Source organism: Peribacillus sp. P4_C12, assembly GCF_056402095.1.
Genome location: NZ_JBFUIB010000008.1, coordinates 35242 through 58558, shown reverse-complemented (window position 1 = coordinate 58558; position 23317 = coordinate 35242). Strand labels below are relative to the sequence as shown.

Here is a 23317-nt window from a genome sequence, read left to right as displayed (position 1 = left end):
GTATTGGTCACACCCCAGGCAGCCTTTTCATTATGACCGAGAATGATTCCCGGAATCCCGGCAAAAATAACACCGCTCACATTGACAGTCGGAGCCTCCAGGTGCATTTGATACCAAACAGACGGGGTGGCTAAGCCTAGATGGGGATCATCCGCCAAAATCGGCTGACCTGAATCTGTTTTCTTCCCCGAAACGACCCAATTATTGCTGCCGTTGAATTCATAAGGAATAACGGCCCCAGCAAAGCTTTTTTCAATATCAAGTTCGTCCTTGCTGATAATATAAGGAGCATCCTCTGGATAATTCGGGAATAAATCATACGCTTTTTCCTTTGAAAAAGTTTGCAGCAAATACTGTCTAAACGCTTGGTCTTCCCAATTCCCGCCCAAATCATAGGCCATATATTTTCCTATAGTGAGAGAATCAACAGGCGTCCAGGGTTCTGGCTCATAGCCAAGTAAAGTGAACTCTACCGGCCATTTTCCGTTCTCCTTCAATTCATCGATATAGAGATTTACCCCTTTGGCAAACACATCCAAGGCTTCTTTCCCTTCACTTGTATATTCTGCATAGGAGGATTCAGCAGCCCGCCTTAACCCCAGCGTTCGAAAATATTTATCATTTTTAACTGTCTTCTCACCAATCACTTCACTTAATCTACCTGAAGCCTGGCGCCTGCTTAAATCCATTTGAAATAAACGATCTTGGGCTTGAATATACCCTTGTGCTAAATACAAATCATGATTATTTTCTGCCTTGATATGCGGTACCCCACTGGAATCCCTCACTACTGTAACCGGTTGCAAAAGACCGGATAGCCATATTTCACCCTTGGTTTCCGGCAGTGAGCGCGATAGAAATACGTTTGCTACAATCAAGATAGACAGCAAAAGGAAAATCAGAATTCCTAAGCTCCATAGGACGCGTTTTCTCCACTTCCGTTTTGGTTTTTGCTGAGGTACGACAGCTTCCATTGCTACATCTCCCTTTCCCTTTAATGCTCTCTTTTTTTCTATTTTTCTACTTTAGTTATTCGCGTTTCTATCCATCTTTCCTACTGCCTTCCTAATTTTCTCTATTTTCCCTGTTATCTATCAAATATGAAAAGGAATCAACCATCATGTCAATTGGAATCACGATTTTTTAATGAGGAAAAGGAAATTCTTTTTCACACTGTCGAAAAAAGTCGCCCTGGGAATAAACAATAAAGAAACACACCGAAACAGAGTATCGGCGTGTTCATCATTATTTTGTAAGATATTCAATCGCATTGTCTACATCATCCGTATAATAAAGGGCCTTGTCAAAGTCATGGGCCGCCTTTGTCTCTGCAACCATGTATTCAATCGGGGATAGAAGACCAAAAAGCCTCTTCCATTTATGGTCTTTCTCCAGAAGCTTCCTTTCTCTTTTTATATCCACTGATTTGTATTCATTAATAATAAAACAAGGATCAGAAAATGTCGGGTACCGAAATCGTTCGTTCAAGGTTTGCAGTTTTTCTTCATCCCACTCTACCCTGATCAAATCCGATATGATTACTACATTTTCGACCGAATCGTGAATGCGTTTTATTAAAGCATCATATTCTTCATCTTGTAGCCCTTGATCCGTCATAATTCCTATACTGTACCAGTTTTTATTTGGATCCAGTTCATCCCTTTTCTTAAAAAGCACTAATTATCCACCGTCCCTTTATTTTACAGGCAGCTCTTGTTTTTGCGCTTTACTATATCCAATTTGTATTTTAACGCTTGCGCCCTGCTGCACTTCCAGTAGTACCCAACTCTCTTTGAATGTCCAATTATAAGGAAAAGAGGCAAGCACATAATCCGGCCATTTCATCTGGTCGATAAACTTCTATCCCCTTTGATCTTTTACTAAATTCGTTTCATTTTTTACTATAACATGTTGAAATATTGCCATGATGATAAAAAAATTTATTTTCACTTCAATCAATACAGGTAAAGTAAACCTAATTATTGATGCAGCATACAGGAACGGTAAGCAAAGCCAGTCAGTTCTATACCTCTGTTTATGGAATTTTTTTAAGCAGTACCATAAAAAAAGATACCCTCATTTTAAAAGGATACCTTCATTTCACCGGTTGAAGAGCCAGCCCTCTTTGCTTAAAGATATAATCCAGAGCCTGTCCGAATGATAGGAAGGATTTTACCTGATTAGCAAAATCAAGTTGGACAATTTGCCGAACAACATCTGGAGTATAACCGACAAACATCGTTTCCGTTCCCATCATCGACAGTGCTCCTACCAATTGATCAAGCAGCAAGAACATATTATTTTCCTTCGTAAAGGTAATGCCAGAGAAATCCAAGATCAAAACTTCTGCATGTAAATCTGCACATTTTTGGAGAACCGTCGATTGCATGGACTCCATTCTCCAATCATCCATACGGCCGATTAACGGTACGAGAAGCACGTCTTTGAAAATGGTTTGAACAATTGGTGTTGCCAATTCTTCCATAACTTCTTGATTTTCTTTAATTTTCTGCAATGATTCATTCGCCGCTGTGGCTATTTCTTTATAATAATTCACATAACTTATACTCACGCTATGAATGAACTGATCCAAGATTGCATCAATTATAGAACTTGCCTTTAACAAAATTTCAATGGAATAGTAGCGATTGCTTACTTCTTCTTCAATAAAACTCCAGAAAAGATTACGAACCAGCTGTATTTCCTCAATATGATTATCCAAGGGAATACCCATATCCACGATTTGCTTTCCAATCTCCATACCCGTTTTTTTCATACTTTCCATTGCTTGAGCTTTTCCATGAATTTACGCATCTGCATGAATTTGAATAAGCTGAGCCCGTACCTCTTTACTGGCTTCCAAATTAAAAGGAGATTCCTCTTCTTCAAACAACTCAATATGTTCCACTAAAATATATTTGAATTTCTCTATTTTCTCACCAATCAATTTTAGTTCTTCCATGTAGGCCTCCCACACAGGGCTTTTTTCACATTTTATCAAATTATAATTGAAAAAAGAAATAATATCCTAAAATTACCAATATGATAAAAGACGTTTACCTGAGTCTTCAAAAGGGTATTACGATATATGACATGGAGGGAATCCGATGAAAAAAAATCAACAAGACTATGAATCTGAAAACATGAGTGATTTAGTCGAACTCATAAATAGTAAAAACAACAAGCGTAGAATCTTAGATATACTTCAGCGCAATAAAAAGGACAAAAGTAAAACTAAGAAAAAAAAATAAAAAACCCAGTCCATTATGGTCTGGGTTTTTAAATAGATTGGATAAAAAGCCAAACTTTAAACGTATGAATGGTTGCATCTCATCTATTTCACCTTCTAATGTGCGTGGATGTTCAGCAATAGCACTAATCTCTTCAATGGCCGCCGATTGTTCCCCTGTAGCAGTAAAAGCGTGTCGCGTCGCTGCTTCTTCCACAATTTTTTCGAAATTGGTTCGAAATTCATCAAAGTAAAAAAAGCTGATTTTGTTAGTTAAACAAAATCAGCTTTACCGTTATTTTATGTATTCTGTGTGATTGACGAGCACTACCTTTTTCTTCGAATTTCCTTTACTTGTTTCCCATCAGAAGTAATATAGACTGTTTCATCAATTTTATATGTTAAATAACGGTCACAATCAATTTCCAACGTTTTCCCATTGTTGAATTTCATTGCGCAATTGGATCCCTCTTCGGTTTCCGTCACATCAATGACTTCGTTCGTCTTAAAACCGACCGCCTTGCCATCGGAAAAATGTGGGTAGTATTTTTCTACAATCTCTACCTTTTCCAAACGACTTGGACTTGTTAAGTATACAACGAATAATATAATTAAAACGGCTACTAAGCCAATGAGAATTACAGCTTTTTGTTTCACTCTATCCACTACCCTCTTCTCTTATCAATCTATTATTCTTTATCCGTTTTCACTAGATTATATTCAGAAATTCGGCAAATATGATAGAAAAGATACTTTTATTGAGCGATTTTCACCTTTTCAACCATCATGGCACACACGGCAGCGAGAATGATTAGGATCGATACAGCTGAAATGACCCCGCTCCAGCCGAACTTCATCAGAAATAGTCCACCCGATGCCCCTACGACACTAGACCCTGCATAGTAAAACAAAAGGTATAAAGAGGAGGCTTGTGCCTTCTCACTTTTTTTAGCTAACCTTCCGACCCAACTGCTCGCAATTGAATGAGCTCCAAAAAAACCAAATGTAAAAAGTGCCAGGCCCATTATTTTTAATATAAGTGGGCCTAATAAGGTTAAAAGGGCACCCATTAACATGATGGCTATTCCGGAAAGTAGAACGAGCCTTCGACTAAATTGATCCGCCAGCTTTCCCATCCACGTTGAACTAAATGTCCCGACGAGATAGATGATAAAAATGAAACCAATCAATGTCTGTGATAAATGATACGGCGGTCCCATTAATGGTATACCTACAAAGTTATAAACAGTCACAAACGAGCCCATTAATAAGAATGCCATGCCGAATAAGAGTACTAGTCTAGTATTCCTTAAGTTGTTTATAAGTGAATTTTTAATTCTCGACAACGATATTTTATTGCGAACAGCATGCTGTGAAGGAGGAAGCATCCACCAAAAGGCTAGACTAATAATCAAACTCAAAGCCCCAAGACTACCTATCGCTATATTCCATGAGAAGTGATCAGTCAGCACTCCTACAATGAGCCTGCCCGCCAGTCCGCCGATACTCGAACCGCTCACGTAGATTCCCATCACATAGCCCAGACTTTTCGGATGAAATTCTTCACTGATATAGGCCATTGCTATCGCGGGGAAACCTGCTAGCACCGCTCCTTGAACCGCTCTGATTGCGATCAAGATGTATAGGTCGTCTTGAATAAAGCTGACACAAATAGATAACAATGCAGACAATGTGAGCGCTGTACCCATTATCTTTTTCCTATCGATATTTTCAGAGAAAAAGGAAACAAGCAATAAACAAATAGCAAGCGTCCCTGTAGCGAAAGATAGTGTCAGGCTTGCCACCGCTGGAGAGACTCCGAATTGTTTTGCGAATACCGGAATGACTGGTTGAGTACTATATAAATCGGCAAATGTTACAAAGCTTCCAAGAAATAAAGCCAAGATTGTCTTTCTGAATGATTTACCAGCAGGCTCAATATAATTCACTGTTGTTCAAACCTTTCAATATTAAACTTTCTCTTATGTTAATACTATCTGCCTGAGTTGTCTATTTCGCCATAAGTTGTTGAACGGAAAGATTTTAGATTCAAAAAAAAAACCCTTCACCGCAAGAGCGAAGGGTTTTCTTAAATCATTAATTTGATTGCTTCTCATTCCGCTCATTTTTTGTAAGCAACCAGTATACCGGCATACCCACGATCACAATAATTACCGAGTAAAGAGCATCTAACGGTGTATCAATTAATGTGCTCACAACAATATAAACTGCACCAGCAATCGCTATAATAGGAACTAGCGGATAAAAAGGTACTTTATACGTTTTTGCATCCGGGTCTTTTTTGCGTAAGATGAAGACCGCAAAGAAGGCAAGCCCATAAAAACTAAAGACAGAGAATATTGCCATATTGGTAAGTTTGTCGGGATTTGTTACGACCATCATGATAATTGCGATGACCACTTGTAAAATGGTTGCATTAATAGGTGTTTTAAACTTGGGAGATATTTTACTGATTTGTTTATGACCAGGCATCATTTTATTATCCGCCATTGCTAGTGTTATACGCGGAAAGGTTAGAAGTTTCCCGTTCAAACAACCGAAAATTGAAACCAATATTCCGATCGCTATTAATTTCCCACCCAATTCTCCAAAAAGAAGTGTGGCCGCAACGTTTGCTGCATTTGTTCCATTAGCTATAATTCCCTCTGCACCCAATACATGAAGCATAGCAAGGTTTACAGCTAAGTAGGCAACCATGACCACAAGAATTCCCGTAATAATCGCTCGTGGCAAATTTTTCTGTGGATTTTTCATTTCGCCTGCCATGAAGCCGACATTCATCCAGCCGTCATATGCCCAAAGTGTAGCCAAAATGGCACCGGCCATACTGATTTTCATTGAACTTTCACTATCTATATTGAATACAGGCATCTCACCTTGTGCAATTCCGAATACTGCAATGAAAATAATCGGAATCAATTTACCAACCGTCGATAATGCTTGTATCATACCGCCGTATTTCGTCCCTAACAGATTCATACCGGCTAAAAATACAATCGTTAGAATTCCTATAAACAATGTATAATCCGTAGAGATATTAAATAGCCCTACCACTAACAACCCAAAATATAAACTGAGTGCGCCCATAACTGCAGGACCATATACTAATGTTTGAACCCAGCCGCACAGAAATCCCCATACTTTTCCGTACACTTCCTCTAAATAGACATATAAACCACCCGTTTTAGGAATGCGTGTACTTACTTCAGCAATTGTCAATCCGCTAGCTAGTGTAATTAAACCACCAATCAACCAAGCTAATAAAGCCATTGTTGAATTACCACTTAACTCAAGCACGTCACCAGGCTTCATGAAAATACCAGAGCCGATAACTGTCCCAACTACAATAGATGTTCCAACCCAAAAGCCAATCGTTTTCTTCAATTGGTCATTCCCCATGATGTCCTCCCGACGTGTACACATGTACTTATTTTATACTAAAATTATATCATAAAAATTATTCGGGAATAGTTTATGCAATAGTTGGAATATTACATCATCGTCTGGAACTGTTGGTATTCCTGCACTGAGAGCGTTTTATTAAAATTTATTTATTTTTTTCTAATTCTGAATTAGACACCTTAAAACCGAATATTTTTTAAACATTTAGGAATTAAACGATTATTTATCGACTAATTACGAATTAAAAATTATTTTATTATAAAATCGTTCGCTACATTTAAAGAAAACTTTCTGTATTATTTTAAAAAAACACAAAAAAACCACCCCTTATAAAAGGGATGGATGTGATATTCCTTAAGCATTAAGTTGGTATTACCAAAAAATAAACATAAGCACAACTGCCACGACAATCCGATAGATGGCAAAAGGAGTCAATTTAACTTTATTGATTAAAACCAAGAAAAAGCGGATACAGAATAACGCAAAAATAAATGCGCTGATAAAGCCTGCGATAAAAAATGGCAGAACTTCGGGTGTGAAAATATCCCAATATTTTATAATTTTCAACAAACTGGCACCAGCCATGATTGGAACTGCCATGATAAAAGTGAAATCAGAAGCCGCCCGGTAGCTCATACCTAAAAGCACACCACCTGATATCGTTGAACCTGAGCGGGAAAATCCCGGCCATAGGGACAAACATTGAATTAACCCGACCCCAAGGGCTTGTTTATAAGTAATTTGATCAACCGTTTCTGCAGTCACCTTCGGACGGAATTTATCCGCAGCAATCATCAAAAATGCGCCCAAAATTAATCCAACGATAACCGTCTTCATTGTAAATAAATTTTCATCAATATAATCTTCAAACAATAAACCTAATACGGCAGCAGGTAACAAACCGACGATTATCTGCAATAGGTTGAGCTTTTGTCCCCCTGGAGCAGATGGGTTTTTCATTTTCCTTAAACCAAGCAAGTCCATGAATCGACCCCAGAAGAGAACGACTACAGCAAGAATCGATCCAAGCTGGATTACAACTTTAAATGCATTGGCCACTTCACTTCCAAAAAGCTCGTTCGATTTCAGCCATATGTCATCAACAATAATCATATGCCCTGTAGATGATACAGGAGCAAATTCAGTTAATCCTTCTACTAGTCCAAGGATAACCGCTACAAAGATTTCCCACATATTCATTATTTTCACCTCATAATTCGCACACCTATTTATGGAAATACCATTAGTATTGTACTAGTTGTTTAATATATTGTCTATTAAACATTGCTGAAAGAAATTTGGGGTACATGTATGATAGGTATAAAGATAAACTCTAAAAGGAGTGATGAACTTGAAAAACATCCAAATTTTCGCCCATAGAGGGTCCAAAGGAACACATCCTGAAAATACTATGGCCGCTTTTAAAGAGGCAGCACGAATCGGGGCTGAGGGAATTGAGTTTGACGTCCATCTTAGTTCAGATGGAGAAATGATCGTTATCCATGACGAAACACTTGACCGAACTACTTCTCTTTTAGGTTATGTAAAAGATTGTTCAGCACAAAAATTGAAAACAGCAGATGCCGGGAGCAAATTTTCCAAGGAATTCCTTGGGGAGCGGATTCCTTTTTTAATGGAGGTTTTCGACTGGGCAAGGGGAAATTCTTTATTGATGAATATCGAAATCAAAACGGATAAACTCGCTTACGAAGGAATTGAACAGAAGATCATTGATTTAATTCGGAAATATCGAATGGAAGATCGGGTGATCCTCTCTTCCTTCAACCATCAATCCATTGAAAAAGTGAAGATGCTTGCCCCAGAACTTGAACGTGCATTATTGTTCGAGGGACTTCCTGAAAACTTCGAAGAAATCTTACATGATAAAAAAGAATCGGGTTTTCATCCAGATAAAAATAGCCTGACTCCAGCAATTAGTGAAAAAGCGAAAAAACTTGGATATAAAATCCGCCCTTGGGTAGCCAATAATAAAGCTGACATTATCAGGCTCGCTGAAATGGATGTCGATGTGATTATGACGGACTTTCCTGAAAAGGCAATCAAGATCTTAAAAGCTTGGCAAACAAGCGACTAAAATAATGCGAAAGAGAAGGAGGACGATGCTCCTTCTCTTCCTAATCCATTTTTATTCAGTTAATTAACGAGAATATCCGCCTAATTGTTGTTCAGCCATTTGCACTAAACGTTTTGTAATTTCTCCACCAACAGATCCGTTAGCACGAGCAGTAGTGTCGGCACCTAAGTTTACGCCAAATTCACTAGCGATTTCATTCTTCATTTGTTGTAGAGCTTGCTCTGCACCAGCTACTACTAGTTGATTGCTGCTATTGTTGTTTGCCATGTGTTTTTCACCTCCTACTAATATTAATTAGCATTTTAAGCTTAAATTATTATTGCCAATTTATTGAATTATTTTATCTTTACGTTCCCTTCAATCCAAAGCTCTTTATCATGAATTTCTTTTTAGTCTCATAAACTGTTAGGAAACTTTCAGTAGGAGGGAAAAGAATTGCAAATTCATGTGGTTAGGCCAGGCCAGACGTTATTTGGCATCGCCCAGACGTATAGCGTAAGCGTTGACCGGCTCGTGGAAACAAATAAGATCCCTAACCCAAATAATCTTGTTACGGGGCAGGCCCTTGTCATTCCAATTGTCGGCAGTTATTATTTCGTGCAATCCGGCGATAGTTTATCTTCGATATCTAAAAAAGTTGGTGTCCCTGTTCAAGAATTGGCAAATATAAATGGTATTTCCGAAAATCAATCTTTATCCGTTGGATACCGTCTCTACATTCCTGCACGAAAGAAAAGGACAGCTGAATTTAATGGCTATGTCGAGCCACGTGGCACGACCGTCGCACCGGCCCTTGAGACAGCTGCAAGGGAAGCTGCGCCCTATTTAACCTATTTAGCTCCTTTCAGCTTTCAGGCGCTTCGTGACGGCTCCTTAAAGGAGCCATTGCTCAACAACTTTCCTACCATTGCCAAAGAAAATAAAAATGTATTAATGATGGTAATCACGAATCAGGAAAATGACCAATTCAGCGATGAGCTCGGGCAAATCATCTTAACGAATACTTCCATTCAGAATAAGTTCCTGAACAACATCGTTGCAACTGCGAAAAAATATGGTTTCCGGGATATCCACTTTGACTTTGAGTTTTTACGGCCGTCTGATAAAGAAGCCTATAATCAATTTCTCCGAAAAGCCAAGGAACGTTTCAAAAAAGAAGGATGGTTCATATCAACTGCGCTAGCTCCGAAAACAAGTGCAGAGCAAAAAGGACGCTGGTATGAAGCGCATGACTATAAAGCGCATGGTGAAATTGTCGACTTTGTTATCATCATGACATATGAATGGGGATATAGCGGCGGGCCCCCAATGGCTGTATCACCAATAGGCCCTGTCCGCGATGTTCTCGAATATGCCATCACGGATATTCCAGCCAACAAAATCCTGATGGGGCAAAATCTTTATGGCTATGATTGGACATTGCCCTTTGTGCAGGGTTCCATTGCCAAGGCCATCAGTCCACAGCAGGCCATCCAGATTGCAGCAACCAATAACGTATCAATCGAGTATGATGAAAAAGCGCAGGCTCCTCATTTTAGATATACAGACGTTGAGGATAAACAGCATGAGGTCTGGTTTGAAGATGCCCGATCTATTCAGGCAAAGTTTGATTTAATCAAAGAATTGAATCTAAGAGGTATGAGTTATTGGAAGCTCGGTCTAGCCTTCCCTCAAAACTGGCTTCTTATAAGCGATAACTTTAACGTACGAAGAAGGGTTTGAATCGCCAATAGTAAAACTTTCAGGAATATCGCGGAAAGTGCTTGCATATAATCTAACATCGAGCATAAAGTCCAGTTCCAGGATACGTGACTCATCTATAAAAGCCTTCCGTCGTTTAACGGAAGGCTTTTATCATTTTTCCTCCTTAATCACCTGCTGAAGCTTAGGTTTTTTACCTTTTTGATATCAGTCTCGACAAAATCAAGGAATCCATCAAGAAATTTTTTAGTTTGCATTATGAACCCTTGATCTAGAAGGTACTTTGGATCCGATGTCGACATATATAAATGAATTGGATACCTGTTCCATCCACATACACAATCGAATCATCCAGCTCGTTACCTATCACTTAACGCTTTTTATTTACTATTATCAAAAAACTTCATAATACCCAGGTTTTCACCCTCAGATTCTTCTATACTCCTTGTTACTATAATGACAATTTTTTTTTCATGAGAGGACTCATTCAAAATTTGTCCAGCCAAGCCTTATGAGCAAAACCTTTTTTGTCCATACTAAAAAGGACAGCTCGGGGGTGTGAAAAAACATGATTCGAATCAAACCATTCAATACCGTCTTTCCAAGAATTCCGCGTTTTATTAGATTGCTTACTATCATCGCGCTATTTTTACTCTCATTTGGTATTCTGATTCATCTAGTTGAGCCACGGAATTTCCCTACCCTACTTGATGGCATCTATTGGGCAATCGTAACTATGTCAACGGTAGGGTATGGAGATTACACTCCAATGACGAATATTGGAAAGATCATTGGAATATTTCTCATTTTGTCAGGTGCCGGCCTAGTCACTTCTTATTTTGCTTACATTGCTAAAATGTCTATCTCCACTGAACAGCAATATCTAACCGGGAAAAAGGAATTCTCTAGTGGAGGACATATTATCATCGTTGGCTGGAATGGCCGTTCTAAAAGAATCATCAGTGACATTCATGATAGTAAGCATCATCAAGCCATTGTCCTGATAGATGATACGTTACAAAAGCACCCGCTACCCAGAACAAATATCCACTTTGTACAAGGAAAAGCAACCTTAGATTCCGTTTTGCAACAAGCTAATATAAAACAAGCCATACGAGTTCTTATCACTGCTGATCTAAAGCAAAACGAACTTCAAACGGACATGTTCTCGATTTTAACCTTACTTGCGGTCAAAGGACTAAATCCGAATGTGTATTGTCTTGTGGAAATTTTAACGCAGGAACAAAAGGAAAATGCATTACGAGCTGGTGCAGATCGTATCGTAGAAACGAATAAGTTTGCGAGTGAATATATGCAGGATTGTTTATCGAAAGGAATGGAAGGAGAGTTTGAAGAGAAAATAGAAAAGTGGAGTTTGAACATTAAACAGCTGCCCACTCATATCGAATGGACAGGTTTGTCGTTCAAACAATTGAGCGGTAAGTTATTTGATAAAAACATTTTATTAGTCGGTATCATTTCAGGAGGCGAGACAATTATCAAGCCCCCTGCAGATATAATCATTCATCATAATGACACCCTACTAATCCTTGAAGATTAATGTATTAAAAGCTTTTCCAAATCATGGACTAGTGATTTTCCGTATGAGATATAGTTCTCCGGAAACTCCGCATCTGGATTTTCCGGTTCAGCAAACTGATTGAAGGAGGCTGCAATGTTACCTATATTTCCTTCATCGTCAGTACCATCCTCGTACTTATGAGCTAACAAAAACGGTTGTAAAAGTTCTACCATCACCCCATCCGTATCAAGAGACCCATCAACAGCCTTGAAAGGAATTCTTAAAAATTGATAACCATCACTGTCATCCATTTTATAATCAAAAGATCCATGGTCATAGTCCCAGCCTCCGCCTATCACATAGCCTTCTGGTTTTAACTTCGTCTCCAGATCAAATAAACCGAATGTTTTCCCTTCCAACTCAGAAGATATTTTAATCATTGTAAAAACCTCTTTCGCTAATTTTTTATTAGCATAACCAAAAAGCCTTTAAAAAAACCTGGGGATTACTACTATTCCTCCCTCGTTTGAGCATAGAGGAGATTAGCTTTGTCACTGATTTCCAAGCTATCCCCACTCTTTTTCGTAGTCTCTTCACCTTTATTGCTTCTTTTGTCTCGTCCATTTGCAATTGCTGTATTTGTCTCAATTTGCTGCATTTCTTGTTGCAGCTGCTGGACCTCATTGCTTCAGCCATTTCATCCGATAGGTAAGCTTCCTGAATATCTGCCTAGAGCTCACTCCTCTGTTTCTCAAGCACTTTGTTGGCACTTGCCAAGCTACCCGTAGCAGAACTTGTAGAACCTGGGTAACTGGAATTCGATGATACTTGCATCAATAATCCCTCACTTCTATTTTAATATTTTGATTACCATTATCAGGGATGTATTTTAACTTCCCCTTGATTTACATTTACTAAAATTAGATAAAAACAAAAAAGGTATCAGCTTGGACAGTGTTATCCAGCTTGATACCTTTTTTAATAATGATTATAGGCGCTGTTCGAGCTCCTCTTTTTTCTTTTCATAACCTGGTTTACCTAGAAGGGCAAACATGTTCACCTTATACGCTTCCACTCCAGGCTGATCAAATGGATTGACTCCTAGTAGGTAACCGCTCATCGCACAAGCTTTCTCGAAGAAATATACGAGATAGCCAAATGTATACGCATCTAGCTGCGGCACCGATAAAATCAGATTTGGAACACCACCGTCTGTATGAGCTAACAGCGTACCTTCGAAAGCTTTATTATTGACAAATTGCACCGTTTCTCCCGCCAAATAATTCAAACCATCCAAGTCATTGTCCGCTTCCTCAATTAAAATTTCATGACGGGCTTTTTCCACTTTGATGACCGTTTCAAAAAGATCGCGGCGTCCTTCCTGAACATACTGTCCTAATGAATGCAGGTCAGTTGAAAAGTTGGCGGATGCAGGGAAAATTCCTTTTTGGTCTTTCCCTTCACTCTCTCCGAATAACTGCTTCCACCACTCGGAAAAGTACTGAAGTCCAGGCTCATAGTTTATCAGCATTTCAATAGTCTTACCTTTATTGTATAGAACGTTGCGGACCACTGCATATTGGTATGCCTGATTATCAGCTAGCTCAGAAGAACTGAAGTCCACTCTTGCATGTTCGGCACCCTCCATGATTTGGTCGATATCTGCACCGCTCACTGCAATTGGAAGCAACCCTACTGCTGTTAATACTGAATAACGGCCACCAACATCGTCAGGAATAACGAAGGTTTGGAAGCCCTCTTCAGTTGCTACCGTTTTTAAAGCGCCCTTTTCTTTATCAGTGGTCGCATAAATCCGGCCTTTCGCTTCTTCGACACCATATTTTTGTTCGAGCAGTTTCCGGAAAATTCGGAACGCAAGAGCAGGTTCAGTTGTCGTGCCCGATTTTGAAATTACATTGATTGAGAAATCCTTATCCGCCAATAAATCCATAACATCTTGCATATATGTAGAGCTGATATTGTTACCGACAAATATAATTTGTGGTGTATTTCTTTTATCCGAAGGCAAAAGATTATAAAAACTATGTTGAAGCATCTCAATGGCAGCACGTGCCCCTAAGTAGGATCCGCCAATTCCGATAACCAATAACACATCTGAATCATCTTTTATTTTAGCGGCAGCTTTTTTAATCCTTGAGAATTCTTCCTTATCATAATTAGCAGGTAAATCAATCCAGCCAAGATACTCATTGCCCGCCCCTGTCTGTTCATGCAGAGAATGGTGTGCCACTTTTACAGCATCCTGTAAATAAGTCATTTCATGCTTTCCAAAAAACGGTAGAGCCTTTGAATAATCGAAATGTAAATGGGCCAAGCCAATTCCTCCTCTAATTTAAAGTTTCTCTTTCACTTTATCTGATGTATTAATCATAATCAAGAAATCGATAAAGTAAACATCAGATTATACCCTTGTTCAAGAAGTTCTCTCACCTTTTGTGGTGGGAGAACTCAGCTTTATAACTCGAATTATAACGATGCCCGTAAAATGGCATGAACATCTTCGCGATTCAACACTTTAAATTGGCCAAAATCTCCTCTGCTCATGGCTTTATCAGCCATGATCTCTAACTGCGAGTCGTCGATACCATAATCCGCAAGACGTGTCGGCGCCCCTAAGCTGCTCCAAAATGTACGAAGTCGTTCAATGCCCTCAAGCGCAGCTTCCTCATCCGTTTTACCTTTCGGATCTACATTAAATACGCGGACTGCAACCTGCTTGAAACGGTTGACATTTTCATGGAGCACATGTTTCATCCAATTTGGAAATAAGATAGCCAATCCTCCAGCATGGGGGATATCATATACCGCCGAAACTGCGTGTTCAATATTATGTGTAGCCCAATCACCGTTGTAACCAACCCCTAGAGATCCATTTAAGGCAAGGGTTCCCGCATATAATACCGTAGCCCGATGCTCATAATTCTCCAGGTCTTCCAATAGTTTTGGAGCCGTTTCGATGACCGTCAACAAGAGAGATTCACAAAAACGGTCCTGAAGAGGTGCATGGGTTTCTGGATGAAAATATGATTCAAACACATGTGACATCATATCAACCATCCCGTAGACCGTTTGATTTTTTGGAACTGAAAAAGTATTTACGGGATCTAAAATGGAGAATTGCGGATAAACTAAAGGACTTCCCCATCCGTATTTCTCTTTCGTTTCCCAATTTGTTATGACAGAACCTGGATTTGCTTCAGAACCAGTTGCAGCTAAAGTCAGCACTGTTCCAAACGGAAGGGCTTCATTCACTGGTGCCTTTTTAATTACGAGATCCCATGGGTCTCCCTTATATTTCGCACCTGCAACAATGGCCTTTGTAGCGTCAATAACGCTTCCTCCGCCAACTGCAAGTACAAAGTCGATTTGATGCTCTTTACAAAGCTCCACACCTTTACGGACTGTAGAAATGCGTGGATTCGGTTCAACTCCGGCAAGTTCATGTACTTCCGCATTAATCTCCCCTAATGCTGTGATTACCTTATCATACAGACCATTTTTCTTTATACTTCCACCGCCGTATACAAGTAACACTTTATCACCAAAGGGTGGAATTTCTGCTTTTAGACTTTCAAGCTGATTTTTCCCAAAAATTAATTTAGTAGGATTTTTATAAGTAAAATTCTCCAATGCATTCTCTCCTTTTATGACACATTGTCCTCTTTTTCAGGCCACGATATCCACCTCTTGGGCAATGGTGAGTTTTTTCTTTTCTTCATTATGCCGAAAGTTCCATATAAATACAAAGTATCCGTTCGGAAGTTTTGTCCGGATGTATATTTGCATGGTGAAAAAGCATGATAAATAAAGAACTACCTTATTAAAAAAGGAGGCTGTACAATGAGTGGAATACAAAGAACTGCACTTGTTTTTACAATTATCGGTGCCTTGAATTGGGGATTAATCGGGTTTTTCCAATTCGATTTAGTTGCTTCTATCTTCGGCGGACAAGATGCTGCATTGGCCCGTATCGTTTATGGAATAGTAGGAATTTCCGGTCTTATTAACCTTGGTCTTCTCTTCAAACCAAGTCCTGAAGTTTCAAGAGAGCCTGAAGCTAAACCAACTCGTTGAAAGTCTTAAGTCTATAGATAATTTGTTTGTCCTATAAACAAAGCCGGTCCATGATAACCTCATGCCCCGGCTTTATTTTAATTAATACTTTTTTTCAATGCGTAATCAATTTCTGGCTTATCAATTACATCGGAGGTACAAATCGAATGATGTTTTCGCATTTTCTTACAGCTTTACAGAGTTTATATCCGGCTTCAATTCTTCTTCAATCACAAGCAAACATTTTCCACCTAACTTAATTTATCAGCAATAAAAACCAGAGGAATTCATCTCTATATTCCGTATTGGAGAGCGACATGGCTGTCGTCGTCCGACCATGAAAGTTCCCGATAGAGGCAATTATTTTCACCGTTCAAACAGAGATAACCCGCACTTTGGCGAGTTGATGGTTTGAGTATGAAGGGTCGAAATGCTATATGAAATATAATGCTAATAAGCACAAAAAAACCGACTGATCAAATGATCTGTCGGTTAAAAAAATTATTTTTTGATTAGGTCTTCGCGTTGAGATTGCTCAATCCAAGCTTGAAGTTTGTCTTTCAAAGAGTTGAAGCCTTCAGTAGATTCGATGTGAGATGTTGCTTTAACAGATGCTTGGCGTTTTTTCGGAGCTTTTTTCGGAGCTTCAGTACGCTCAGGAGCTTCTTCTGTTGCGCGGATCGATAAGCCAATTTTTCCAGCACCTGAATCGATAGAAAGCACTTTAACTTTTACTTCATCGCCCACTTTTAAATGTTCGTTAATATCTTTTACGAATCCGTGAGTAATTTCAGAAATATGAACTAAACCTTGAGTTGAATCATCTAGAGCAACAAATGCACCGTATGGTTGAATACCAGTTACTTTGCCAGTAACTACCGCACCAATTTCGAATTTTTCAGACATGGTAACACTCCTATTTTATATATATTTTTTCGTCTTTTCACGCAATAAAAAATTATATCACATAATTGGAAAATAATCAAAGTTAAGTATATCATACTTTTTAGGTTTTTACTCAATAAAAATGTTTGTTTTTTGGAAATACTTATTATTATAAGATTGTTATTTATAACTTAACCTAAAAATATGCAATTAAACATGATTTCCTTTAACATATTCACTTATTTTTCTAAAGATTGTAATTTTAAAACACTACCTAGTGTTGAAGAGTTTGGTATTTCTTGATTCGCTACATCGTACCAATCATGATTATCCCCGTGTTTCTCAAGTCGATAAATCTAATGTAACATCCCAAATACGCCGCTTCGATATTTTCTCGATGTGGCGTTTTTTCACAAAACATACATATTCATTCACTTTACTTATACTATAATATGGTAAAATAATCATATAAAGAATATTTCCTGATAAAGGAGTGCTTGACAATGTCAAATATCGCGAAGAACATCCGTCAGTACCGAGAAGATCATAACCTCACTCAACAGGAACTGGCTTTAAAATTACGTATTGGCACCAAGAAAATTGAAATGTATGAATCAGGTGAGTCAGTCCCTGATACACAAACCATTTTGCGGCTTTCTACCGTTCTTGATATTCCAGCTTCAGAATTTTTAAAAGTTAGTCCAACAGTGAATGCCGCTGGTGTTGACGAGGAAATCGAAAAGCTAATTGAGGAGATCGGAACCGAAAAGGCAATACTTATCCTAAGAACAGCTAAAGATTTTAGTGAAGAACAAATTCTGAATGTTATGAATAAATTATATAACACACAAACTTAATTTAAAAAAACGCTGGTTGTACATGTATTTTTTTCCAAATTATCGGATATACTATGATTAACACTTTCTATGTTAATCCATTAGATTAACTCTTTTTTCTAATTCCCCCTATGGAAAAGGGATCCGTCGTAAGTAACGACAGATCCCTATTTTTTTTGCTTTTATTCAACTATGATTCTTCATGAAACGTTCCATTCTTTTCAGTGCTTCTTGAAGATGCTCCATGGAAGAAGCGTAAGAACAACGGATATGCCCTTCACCGCTTTCCCCAAATACATCTCCCGGCACAACAGCAACTAGTTCTTCCTTCAGAAGTCTTTCTGCAAATTCCATCGAAGTCATCCCTGTTTTTTCGATAGATGGAAAAGCATAAAAGGCCCCTCCTGGTTTATGGCAGTCCAGACCGATGTCATTGAACGATTTCACTATATAATTCCTTCTTCTTCGATAACTCCTTCGCATCTCTTCCACATCTTGCATCCCGTGCTTTAATGCTTCCAATGCAGCATGCTGCGCCATAGTTGGGGCACACATCATCGCATATTGGTGAAGCTTCAGCATTGCTTCAGAAATTTCTTTAGGCGCACATACAAATCCTAGACGCCATCCAGTCATCGCAAAACCTTTAGAAAATCCATTGATTACGATTGTACGTTCCATCATGCCATCAATAGCTGCAAAAGAAGTGAATACTTCATCATAAGCAAGCTCCGCATAGATTTCATCGGAAATAACTAGCAAATCATGTTTTTTAACGATATCAGCAAGCATCACTAATTCTGCCTGCTCAAGTTGAGTACCTGTAGGGTTATTCGGCGAACAAATTAAAACGGCCTTCGTTTTAGGAGTAATCGCCGCTTCAAGTTGTTCGGGTGTTAACTTAAAGTCATCATCCTTAGAGGTTTGAACCGTGACTGGGATTCCCCCTGCCATGGTCACTAGGGGTGCATAGGCGACAAAACAAGGTTCGACAACGATAACTTCTTCACCTGGATTCAAAATAGTTCTCAGCGTAATATCGAGCGCCTGGCTTGCTCCAACCGTTACAATAATTTGATCCTCAGGTCTATACGAAACATGGAACTGCTTCTCCATATATTTGCTGATCTCTGACCTTAATTCAAATAATCCGGCATTAGCTGTATATGAGGTATATCCTTCCTCCAATGAGTTGATAGCTGCTTCCCTTACTGCCCATGATGTAACGAAATCCGGTTCACCTACACCAAGTGAGACGACACCCTCCAAATTGGCAGCCAAGTCGAAGAAGCGGCGAATTCCTGATGGTTTTAGCTCTGCAATCGTCCTTGAAACATAACTCGTTTTAATCATGGTGACACCACTATCCGCTTATCTTCTTCAGTTTGATCAAATATAGTGCCGTCATGCTTGTATTTTTTCATTATAAAGTGAGTCGTAGTAGATATAACAGAATCAAGTGTCGAAAGTTTTTCTGATACAAAACTTGCCACTTCATTCATCGAACGTCCCTCAACGATGACGGAAAGATCATAGGCTCCAGACATTAAATAGACGGACTCTACTTCTTTAAACCGGTAAATTCGTTTTGCGACCTCATCGAAACCAACACCGCGTTTTGGTGTTACTTTTACATCAATCATCGCAGTGACACCATGGTATTCATCCACTTTTGCCCAGTTAATAACTGTTAAATAACGGACAATCACACGCATGTCTTCTAATTTCTTCAATGTTACTTCAATGTCCGCTTCTGATAACTCGGTCATTTTCGCCAAATCCTTAAGATCAATCCGGCTGTTATTTTCAATGATTCTCAAGACTTCCAATTCCTCTTCATTCAAGTGCATTGGAAAACCCCCCTTTTGGAATTCACTAATTTAGACGTGATGTTTGGCTGGCAGATAGTCTGATGAATTACCTTATTAGACTTTTATAAAATCAAGTACGACAATATAAATTAATAAGTCCTATTCTGTCAGGATAAACTTACACTATTATATCAAAATTGATTGAAAACCTGTTATAGTAATTGTCTTTTTTCATGGTTATTATTACAATTACTGTTATGCAACAGCATTAAAGAACAGAATTTTTGGATTTTCAGGGAAAATCTGTGATTGAGACAATATCTCTTTATTTAGATGAGAAATAATAATAGAGAAGGGGTTCATATGGAAGGTCATACAATTAAAGGCATTGAACAGGTGGGAAATATTGATATCTATTTTGAATATGATCAAATTAATGATTCCTTTCCGACCCTTGTTTTACTGCATGGGTTTTTATCATCCAGCTTCAGCTTCCGTAAATTAGTACCTTATTTAATCCAAGATTTCAATGTGATCTCGATAGATCTTCCTCCATTCGGTCAAAGCGGGAAAGCTTATCGATATACATATTCTTTCCAGAATATCGCCAAATCCGTTGTCCAGTTTTTAGAAGGCAAAAACATCAGGCAATTTAGTATCATCGGGCACTCTATGGGTGGCCAGGTTTCCTTGCAACTCATTAAATCACATCCGGACCTGGTCGAACATGCCATTCTCCTTGCCGGTTCAGGCTATCAGCCTAGCTATTCAGAAAAAATGAAGATGATTAGCTACCTGCCTTTCTTTTCGTTCGGAATAAAACGGTATCTACAAAAGTCGGGGATAGAAAAGAACTTGAAAAACGTTGTTCATAATCAAGCCATGATTGATGATGAAATGCGGCAAGGCTATCTAGAACCATTCATTAAGAATCATGATATATTTCGTGCGCTAGGAAGGATGCTACGCGATAAGGAAGTCGATTTATTAGAGGAGGACCTTTATTCGATTCAAACGCCTTGTCTGCTTGTTTGGGGGCGGCATGATAACGTAGTACCCCTGAAGATTGGTGAAAGGTTACATAGAGACCTTCCTAATTCAAAACTTGCCGTCTTAGAAAATTCAGGACATCTGCTTCCAGAGGAGAAGCCCGAAGAAGTGTATCACTTAATTAAGGAATTTTTAAGGACACCGACTATCCAAACATAAAAGAGGATGACCCTTATTTCGGGTCATCCTTCACTGTCTTTAGATCGAGCAGCTGGCATCATTCTTTATGATTAGCAGCTTCTTTGCAACATCCAGACATTTTTCCATTATAACGGGCGCATCAAATGCGAACTCATAGATAGATTTTATTTTTTTCGCCAGTTCCTGTGGGTTATCTATATCTCGGATTGCAACAACTGTATCCGCAATTTCCGGCTCATATAGTTCCCCGCCAATCTGGAAAGGGTCCCATTCTTGCAAAACGGCAACCAACGCTAAATTCATTTGCTGTGTATCCATATAATCATCACCTGCTCAATATATTCAGAGAACATGATATCATAGTATCATAACAACACGCTTTTCGCGAAGACGACAAATTTTTAAATCGGTGGTGGATATTTTGAAAGAGTCAATTTTTGAAGAACACATTAACAGGGAAAATACAGGATCAGTAAAATGGGATAAAAACTCGCTTAAATCACTGTATGGAAGAGAAGATGTACTGCCAATGTGGGTTGCCGATATGGATTTCCCTTCTCCTAAGGGCATTCAAAAAGCGTTAATTGAACGCCTGAATCATCCGATTTTCGGTTATACCGTCCCTTCCGAAACGGTTTTCACCGAAATTCAAAGCTGGCTTAGTGACCAGCACTCCTGGCCCATCACAAAGGAATGGATCTCATTTAGCTCTGGCGTCGTTTCAGCCATCGGTACAACTATCCAAGCATTCACGAACCCGGGTGATAAAATATTGGTACAATCACCCGTCTATACACCATTTTTTGATATGATCAAAAATAATGACCGTGAAGTGGTCAATAGTCCGCTTATCATAGAAGACGATCGCTTTAAGATTGATTTTACGGATTTTGAAGACAAGCTGAAAAGTGGAGTGAAACTATTCCTGTTTTGCAGCCCACATAATCCCGGCGGACGCGTCTGGACAAAAGACGAACTCCTGCGGATTGGCGAGCTCTGCGTAAAATATAATGTAATCATAGTCAGTGATGAGATTCACGCTGACTTATTCCATTCAACATCCAGACATTATCCCATCGCCTCACTTTCAGAACAATTATCGGACATAACAGTTACGTTAATGGCACCAAGTAAAACATTCAATATTGCCGGCATTCAAGCTTCATTCCTGATCACCAGTAATGAAAAACTGCAAAAGCAATTGCAAAAGGCTCAAACGAAACTGGCCTTTCATGGACTGAACATCCTAGCTTTAACAGCTATGGAAGCCGCGTATCGAGAAGGCTTACCCTGGCTGAAAGACATGATTGCTTACATCGAGGAGAATATAAAAGTGGCAGAGGAATTCATTGCTGCTGAAATTCCTGCACTGCATGTCATGCATCCGGATGCCTCTTACCTTTTATGGATTGACTGCCGTGATCTAGGATTGAACGACAAGGAAATTAAGGAACGACTGATCCATCAAGGGAAGCTCGCATTAGAGCCTGGTTCAAAATATGGCCCAGGTGGAGAAGGTTTCGTCCGGATGAATATTGGTTGTTCACGCAGTGTGCTGTTGGATGGGCTTAATCGATTAAAATTGGCTTTTTCATAAGAAATAACAAAGAACCAGGTTTGAAGCCTGGTTCTTTGCTTTTTTCTATTAGTCCTTCTCTTCTTCTACATATGGATCATGCTCATAACGAGGCAGATCCCCAATCGATGTTTGTATATTTTCTTCAATAAGTGTTTCCTTCAATTCTTGATACTGGGAGTTAGGATAGACCGTTATCTCCTTACCGTATATATCCACGCCAACAAAATTTTCATAATCTTCAACATACCCAATATTTTCTTCAGACTCGACATACATATCTTCATAATCGTTAGGAGGATAAGCAAAATCAGAAGGCGTTTCAGATGTTCCATAGCTAGCAACTTCCTGCCATGAATCCTCCGCATCGAATGCAACCGATTCGTCCCGCCCATCATAATCAAACCTTCCAAATGGAGGTCCCAACACTTCCTCTTCTACCGGCCGATTGTCAGAAGTTTCTTGAGATGGCGAATGTTCGACACAAAAGGTAGTCGTCGGGATAATGCTCAAACGGTCAAGAGGAATCTCTTTTGAACAAACTTCACATTTCCCATACTCTCCTGCATCAATTGCTTGAAGGGCTCGATTAATATCCCTAATTTCATCTCGGACATGCTCACCCAGCGCCAAATCTTTTTCACGCTCATATAATTCTGTTCCTTGATCACCAGGATGATTATCATAGCTCGATAACTCACCAGTCGAATCATCTTGACTTCTTCTTAAACCAAAGTCACCCGAGTCATTTAATTGCTTTTCCAACTCCTGCTTTGTGTGCTGCAATTGCTGTTGAAAGCTTTTTATTTGCTGATTAGATAGCATGTGCAACATCCTTTCATAATCGTTCTTTTCTCTAGTATTTCTATCTTTACTTCATTCCATAAAGGTACTTTTTACCTCAAGAATAAATCGGGAGAGAGAACAAAAACTAATAAAATTCAAAAAGATGGGCTTTTCATGTGATTTTCCAA

Annotated in this window: 27 protein-coding genes; 7 read left to right on the top strand and 20 right to left on the bottom strand. The window is 39.0% G+C overall.

Translation table 11 applies throughout. The features are described 5' to 3' along the window. The 10 genes from AC1DUW_RS03935 to AC1DUW_RS03890 form a co-directional block, all read right to left on the bottom strand. The coding region (locus AC1DUW_RS03935) for a penicillin acylase family protein (RefSeq protein WP_477642027.1) at nt 1–974 on the bottom strand (974 nt) is incomplete at its 3' end. 271 nt (nt 975–1245) lie between these two features. Next, nucleotides 1246–1677 carry a hypothetical protein gene (locus tag AC1DUW_RS03930; protein ID WP_477642026.1) on the bottom strand — a complete coding sequence of 144 codons (432 nt, stop codon included), beginning with the start codon at nt 1675–1677 and terminating at the stop codon, nt 1246–1248. 18 nt (nt 1678–1695) lie between these two features. After that, nucleotides 1696–1845: a hypothetical protein gene (locus AC1DUW_RS03925; protein ID WP_161804978.1), complete on the bottom strand. Its 150-nt coding sequence runs from the start codon at nt 1843–1845 to the stop codon at nt 1696–1698. Nucleotides 1846–2095: 250 nt separating this feature from the next. Then, nucleotides 2096–2785 (bottom strand): STAS domain-containing protein, encoded by a 690-nt coding sequence (locus AC1DUW_RS03920; RefSeq protein ID WP_053348768.1) that lies wholly within the window; start codon nt 2783–2785, stop codon nt 2096–2098. 21 nt (nt 2786–2806) lie between these two features. After that, nucleotides 2807–2962, bottom strand: coding sequence for a hypothetical protein (locus AC1DUW_RS03915; RefSeq protein WP_161804977.1), 156 nt, complete (start codon nt 2960–2962; stop codon nt 2807–2809). Nucleotides 2963–3194: 232 nt separating this feature from the next. Continuing rightward, a complete protein-coding gene (locus tag AC1DUW_RS03910; RefSeq protein ID WP_477642025.1) occupies nt 3195–3446 on the bottom strand; it encodes a hypothetical protein in 252 nt (83 codons plus the stop codon). A gap of 110 nt (nt 3447–3556) precedes the next feature. Further along, complete coding sequence (locus AC1DUW_RS03905; RefSeq protein ID WP_056525653.1) at nt 3557–3895, bottom strand: hypothetical protein; 339 nt, start codon at nt 3893–3895, stop codon at nt 3557–3559. Nucleotides 3896–3984: 89 nt separating this feature from the next. Beyond that, nucleotides 3985–5178, bottom strand: a complete 1194-nt coding sequence (locus AC1DUW_RS03900; protein WP_053348766.1) for an MFS transporter — start codon at nt 5176–5178, stop codon at nt 3985–3987. Nucleotides 5179–5326: 148 nt separating this feature from the next. Beyond that, a complete protein-coding gene (locus tag AC1DUW_RS03895) occupies nt 5327–6649 on the bottom strand; it encodes an APC family permease (RefSeq protein WP_053348765.1) in 1323 nt (440 codons plus the stop codon). Between the two features lie 375 nt (nt 6650–7024). Further along, entirely contained in the window at nt 7025–7852 is an 828-nt protein-coding gene (locus AC1DUW_RS03890) for an undecaprenyl-diphosphate phosphatase (RefSeq protein ID WP_053348764.1), read from the bottom strand. A gap of 151 nt (nt 7853–8003) precedes the next feature. On the opposite strand from AC1DUW_RS03890, the gene AC1DUW_RS03885 reads away from it, so the two are divergent. Further along, nucleotides 8004–8747, top strand: coding sequence for a glycerophosphodiester phosphodiesterase (locus AC1DUW_RS03885; protein WP_477642024.1), 744 nt, complete (start codon nt 8004–8006; stop codon nt 8745–8747). A gap of 63 nt (nt 8748–8810) precedes the next feature. Here the strand turns inward: AC1DUW_RS03885 and AC1DUW_RS03880 are convergent, their stop codons facing one another. Next, nucleotides 8811–9014 (bottom strand): alpha/beta-type small acid-soluble spore protein, encoded by a 204-nt coding sequence (locus AC1DUW_RS03880; protein ID WP_053348762.1) that lies wholly within the window; start codon nt 9012–9014, stop codon nt 8811–8813. A 168-nt stretch (nt 9015–9182) separates the two neighbouring features. Between AC1DUW_RS03880 and AC1DUW_RS03875 the strand changes: the two genes are divergently transcribed. Then, nucleotides 9183–10469: a glycoside hydrolase family 18 protein gene (locus tag AC1DUW_RS03875; protein WP_053348761.1), complete on the top strand. Its 1287-nt coding sequence runs from the start codon at nt 9183–9185 to the stop codon at nt 10467–10469. 547 nt (nt 10470–11016) lie between these two features. After that, on the top strand, nt 11017–12009 hold the full coding sequence (locus AC1DUW_RS03870; RefSeq protein ID WP_083450959.1) for a potassium channel family protein: 993 nt from the start codon (nt 11017–11019) through the stop codon (nt 12007–12009). Here the strand turns inward: AC1DUW_RS03870 and AC1DUW_RS03865 are convergent. The 4 genes from AC1DUW_RS03865 to AC1DUW_RS03850 all read right to left on the bottom strand — a co-directional run bounded on the left by AC1DUW_RS03865 (nt 12006) and on the right by AC1DUW_RS03850 (nt 15621). Continuing rightward, complete coding sequence (locus tag AC1DUW_RS03865; protein WP_053348760.1) at nt 12006–12410, bottom strand: YugN-like family protein; 405 nt, start codon at nt 12408–12410, stop codon at nt 12006–12008. The two genes, AC1DUW_RS03870 and AC1DUW_RS03865, sit on opposite strands and share 4 nt — an antisense overlap. Before the next feature lie 71 nt (nt 12411–12481). Further along, on the bottom strand, nt 12482–12628 hold the full coding sequence (locus AC1DUW_RS03860) for a hypothetical protein (RefSeq protein WP_162878698.1): 147 nt from the start codon (nt 12626–12628) through the stop codon (nt 12482–12484). Nucleotides 12629–12958: 330 nt separating this feature from the next. Then, a complete protein-coding gene (locus AC1DUW_RS03855; RefSeq protein WP_053348759.1) occupies nt 12959–14305 on the bottom strand; it encodes a glucose-6-phosphate isomerase in 1347 nt (448 codons plus the stop codon). A 152-nt stretch (nt 14306–14457) separates the two neighbouring features. Next, nucleotides 14458–15621 carry an iron-containing alcohol dehydrogenase gene (locus tag AC1DUW_RS03850; protein ID WP_053348758.1) on the bottom strand — a complete coding sequence of 388 codons (1164 nt, stop codon included), beginning with the start codon at nt 15619–15621 and terminating at the stop codon, nt 14458–14460. 210 nt (nt 15622–15831) lie between these two features. Here AC1DUW_RS03850 and AC1DUW_RS03845 point away from each other — a divergent pair, with 210 nt between their 5' ends. Beyond that, on the top strand, nt 15832–16065 hold the full coding sequence (locus tag AC1DUW_RS03845) for a DUF378 domain-containing protein (RefSeq protein ID WP_053348757.1): 234 nt from the start codon (nt 15832–15834) through the stop codon (nt 16063–16065). Between the two features lie 480 nt (nt 16066–16545). On the opposite strand, the gene yugI is transcribed toward AC1DUW_RS03845, so the two are convergent. Continuing rightward, nucleotides 16546–16950: a S1 domain-containing post-transcriptional regulator GSP13 gene (gene yugI, locus AC1DUW_RS03840; protein WP_053348756.1), complete on the bottom strand. Its 405-nt coding sequence runs from the start codon at nt 16948–16950 to the stop codon at nt 16546–16548. 482 nt (nt 16951–17432) lie between these two features. On the opposite strand from yugI, the gene AC1DUW_RS03835 reads away from it, so the two are divergent. Beyond that, entirely contained in the window at nt 17433–17786 is a 354-nt protein-coding gene (locus AC1DUW_RS03835) for a helix-turn-helix domain-containing protein (RefSeq protein ID WP_053348755.1), read from the top strand. 165 nt (nt 17787–17951) lie between these two features. On the opposite strand, the gene AC1DUW_RS03830 is transcribed toward AC1DUW_RS03835, so the two are convergent. Then, on the bottom strand, nt 17952–19118 hold the full coding sequence (locus AC1DUW_RS03830) for an aminotransferase (RefSeq protein WP_053348754.1): 1167 nt from the start codon (nt 19116–19118) through the stop codon (nt 17952–17954). After that, nucleotides 19115–19615: an Lrp/AsnC family transcriptional regulator gene (locus AC1DUW_RS03825; RefSeq protein ID WP_053348753.1), complete on the bottom strand. Its 501-nt coding sequence runs from the start codon at nt 19613–19615 to the stop codon at nt 19115–19117. Before AC1DUW_RS03825 ends, AC1DUW_RS03830 begins: the two co-directional genes overlap by 4 nt. Before the next feature lie 324 nt (nt 19616–19939). On the opposite strand from AC1DUW_RS03825, the gene AC1DUW_RS03820 reads away from it, so the two are divergent. After that, entirely contained in the window at nt 19940–20785 is an 846-nt protein-coding gene (locus AC1DUW_RS03820) for an alpha/beta fold hydrolase (RefSeq protein ID WP_053348752.1), read from the top strand. Nucleotides 20786–20824: 39 nt separating this feature from the next. Here the strand turns inward: AC1DUW_RS03820 and AC1DUW_RS03815 are convergent, their stop codons facing one another. Continuing rightward, complete coding sequence (locus AC1DUW_RS03815) at nt 20825–21085, bottom strand: DUF1871 family protein (protein WP_053348751.1); 261 nt, start codon at nt 21083–21085, stop codon at nt 20825–20827. A gap of 103 nt (nt 21086–21188) precedes the next feature. On the opposite strand from AC1DUW_RS03815, the gene AC1DUW_RS03810 reads away from it, so the two are divergent. Next, nucleotides 21189–22364, top strand: coding sequence for a MalY/PatB family protein (locus AC1DUW_RS03810; protein ID WP_053348750.1), 1176 nt, complete (start codon nt 21189–21191; stop codon nt 22362–22364). 48 nt (nt 22365–22412) lie between these two features. On the opposite strand, the gene AC1DUW_RS03805 is transcribed toward AC1DUW_RS03810, so the two are convergent. Next, a complete protein-coding gene (locus tag AC1DUW_RS03805; RefSeq protein ID WP_053348749.1) occupies nt 22413–23168 on the bottom strand; it encodes a TraR/DksA C4-type zinc finger protein in 756 nt (251 codons plus the stop codon). Nucleotides 23169–23317 lie beyond the last annotated feature (149 nt).

What these genes read in the sequence shown, in the direction of transcription:
- AC1DUW_RS03915 (WP_161804977.1), bottom strand. Translation starts at nt 2,962, where the DNA reads ATGGAAGAACTAAAATTGATTGGTGAGAAAATAGAGAAATTCAAATAT.
- AC1DUW_RS03890 (WP_053348764.1), bottom strand. Translation starts at nt 7,852, where the DNA reads ATGAATATGTGGGAAATCTTTGTAGCGGTTATCCTTGGACTAGTAGAA.
- AC1DUW_RS03895 (WP_053348765.1), bottom strand. Translation starts at nt 6,649, where the DNA reads ATGGGGAATGACCAATTGAAGAAAACGATTGGCTTTTGGGTTGGAACA.
- AC1DUW_RS03865 (WP_053348760.1), bottom strand. Translation starts at nt 12,410, where the DNA reads ATGATTAAAATATCTTCTGAGTTGGAAGGGAAAACATTCGGTTTATTT.
- AC1DUW_RS03815 (WP_053348751.1), bottom strand. Translation starts at nt 21,085, where the DNA reads ATGGATACACAGCAAATGAATTTAGCGTTGGTTGCCGTTTTGCAAGAA.
- AC1DUW_RS03805 (WP_053348749.1), bottom strand. Translation starts at nt 23,168, where the DNA reads ATGCTATCTAATCAGCAAATAAAAAGCTTTCAACAGCAATTGCAGCAC.
- AC1DUW_RS03830 (WP_053348754.1), bottom strand. Translation starts at nt 19,118, where the DNA reads ATGATTAAAACGAGTTATGTTTCAAGGACGATTGCAGAGCTAAAACCA.
- AC1DUW_RS03835 (WP_053348755.1), top strand. Translation starts at nt 17,433, where the DNA reads ATGTCAAATATCGCGAAGAACATCCGTCAGTACCGAGAAGATCATAAC.
- AC1DUW_RS03870 (WP_083450959.1), top strand. Translation starts at nt 11,017, where the DNA reads ATGATTCGAATCAAACCATTCAATACCGTCTTTCCAAGAATTCCGCGT.
- AC1DUW_RS03845 (WP_053348757.1), top strand. Translation starts at nt 15,832, where the DNA reads ATGAGTGGAATACAAAGAACTGCACTTGTTTTTACAATTATCGGTGCC.
- AC1DUW_RS03925 (WP_161804978.1), bottom strand. Translation starts at nt 1,845, where the DNA reads ATGAAATGGCCGGATTATGTGCTTGCCTCTTTTCCTTATAATTGGACA.
- AC1DUW_RS03825 (WP_053348753.1), bottom strand. Translation starts at nt 19,615, where the DNA reads ATGCACTTGAATGAAGAGGAATTGGAAGTCTTGAGAATCATTGAAAAT.
- AC1DUW_RS03880 (WP_053348762.1), bottom strand. Translation starts at nt 9,014, where the DNA reads ATGGCAAACAACAATAGCAGCAATCAACTAGTAGTAGCTGGTGCAGAG.
- AC1DUW_RS03920 (WP_053348768.1), bottom strand. Translation starts at nt 2,785, where the DNA reads ATGGAAAGTATGAAAAAAACGGGTATGGAGATTGGAAAGCAAATCGTG.
- AC1DUW_RS03820 (WP_053348752.1), top strand. Translation starts at nt 19,940, where the DNA reads ATGGAAGGTCATACAATTAAAGGCATTGAACAGGTGGGAAATATTGAT.
- yugI (WP_053348756.1), bottom strand. Translation starts at nt 16,950, where the DNA reads ATGTCTGAAAAATTCGAAATTGGTGCGGTAGTTACTGGCAAAGTAACT.
- AC1DUW_RS03860 (WP_162878698.1), bottom strand. Translation starts at nt 12,628, where the DNA reads ATGCAGCAAATTGAGACAAATACAGCAATTGCAAATGGACGAGACAAA.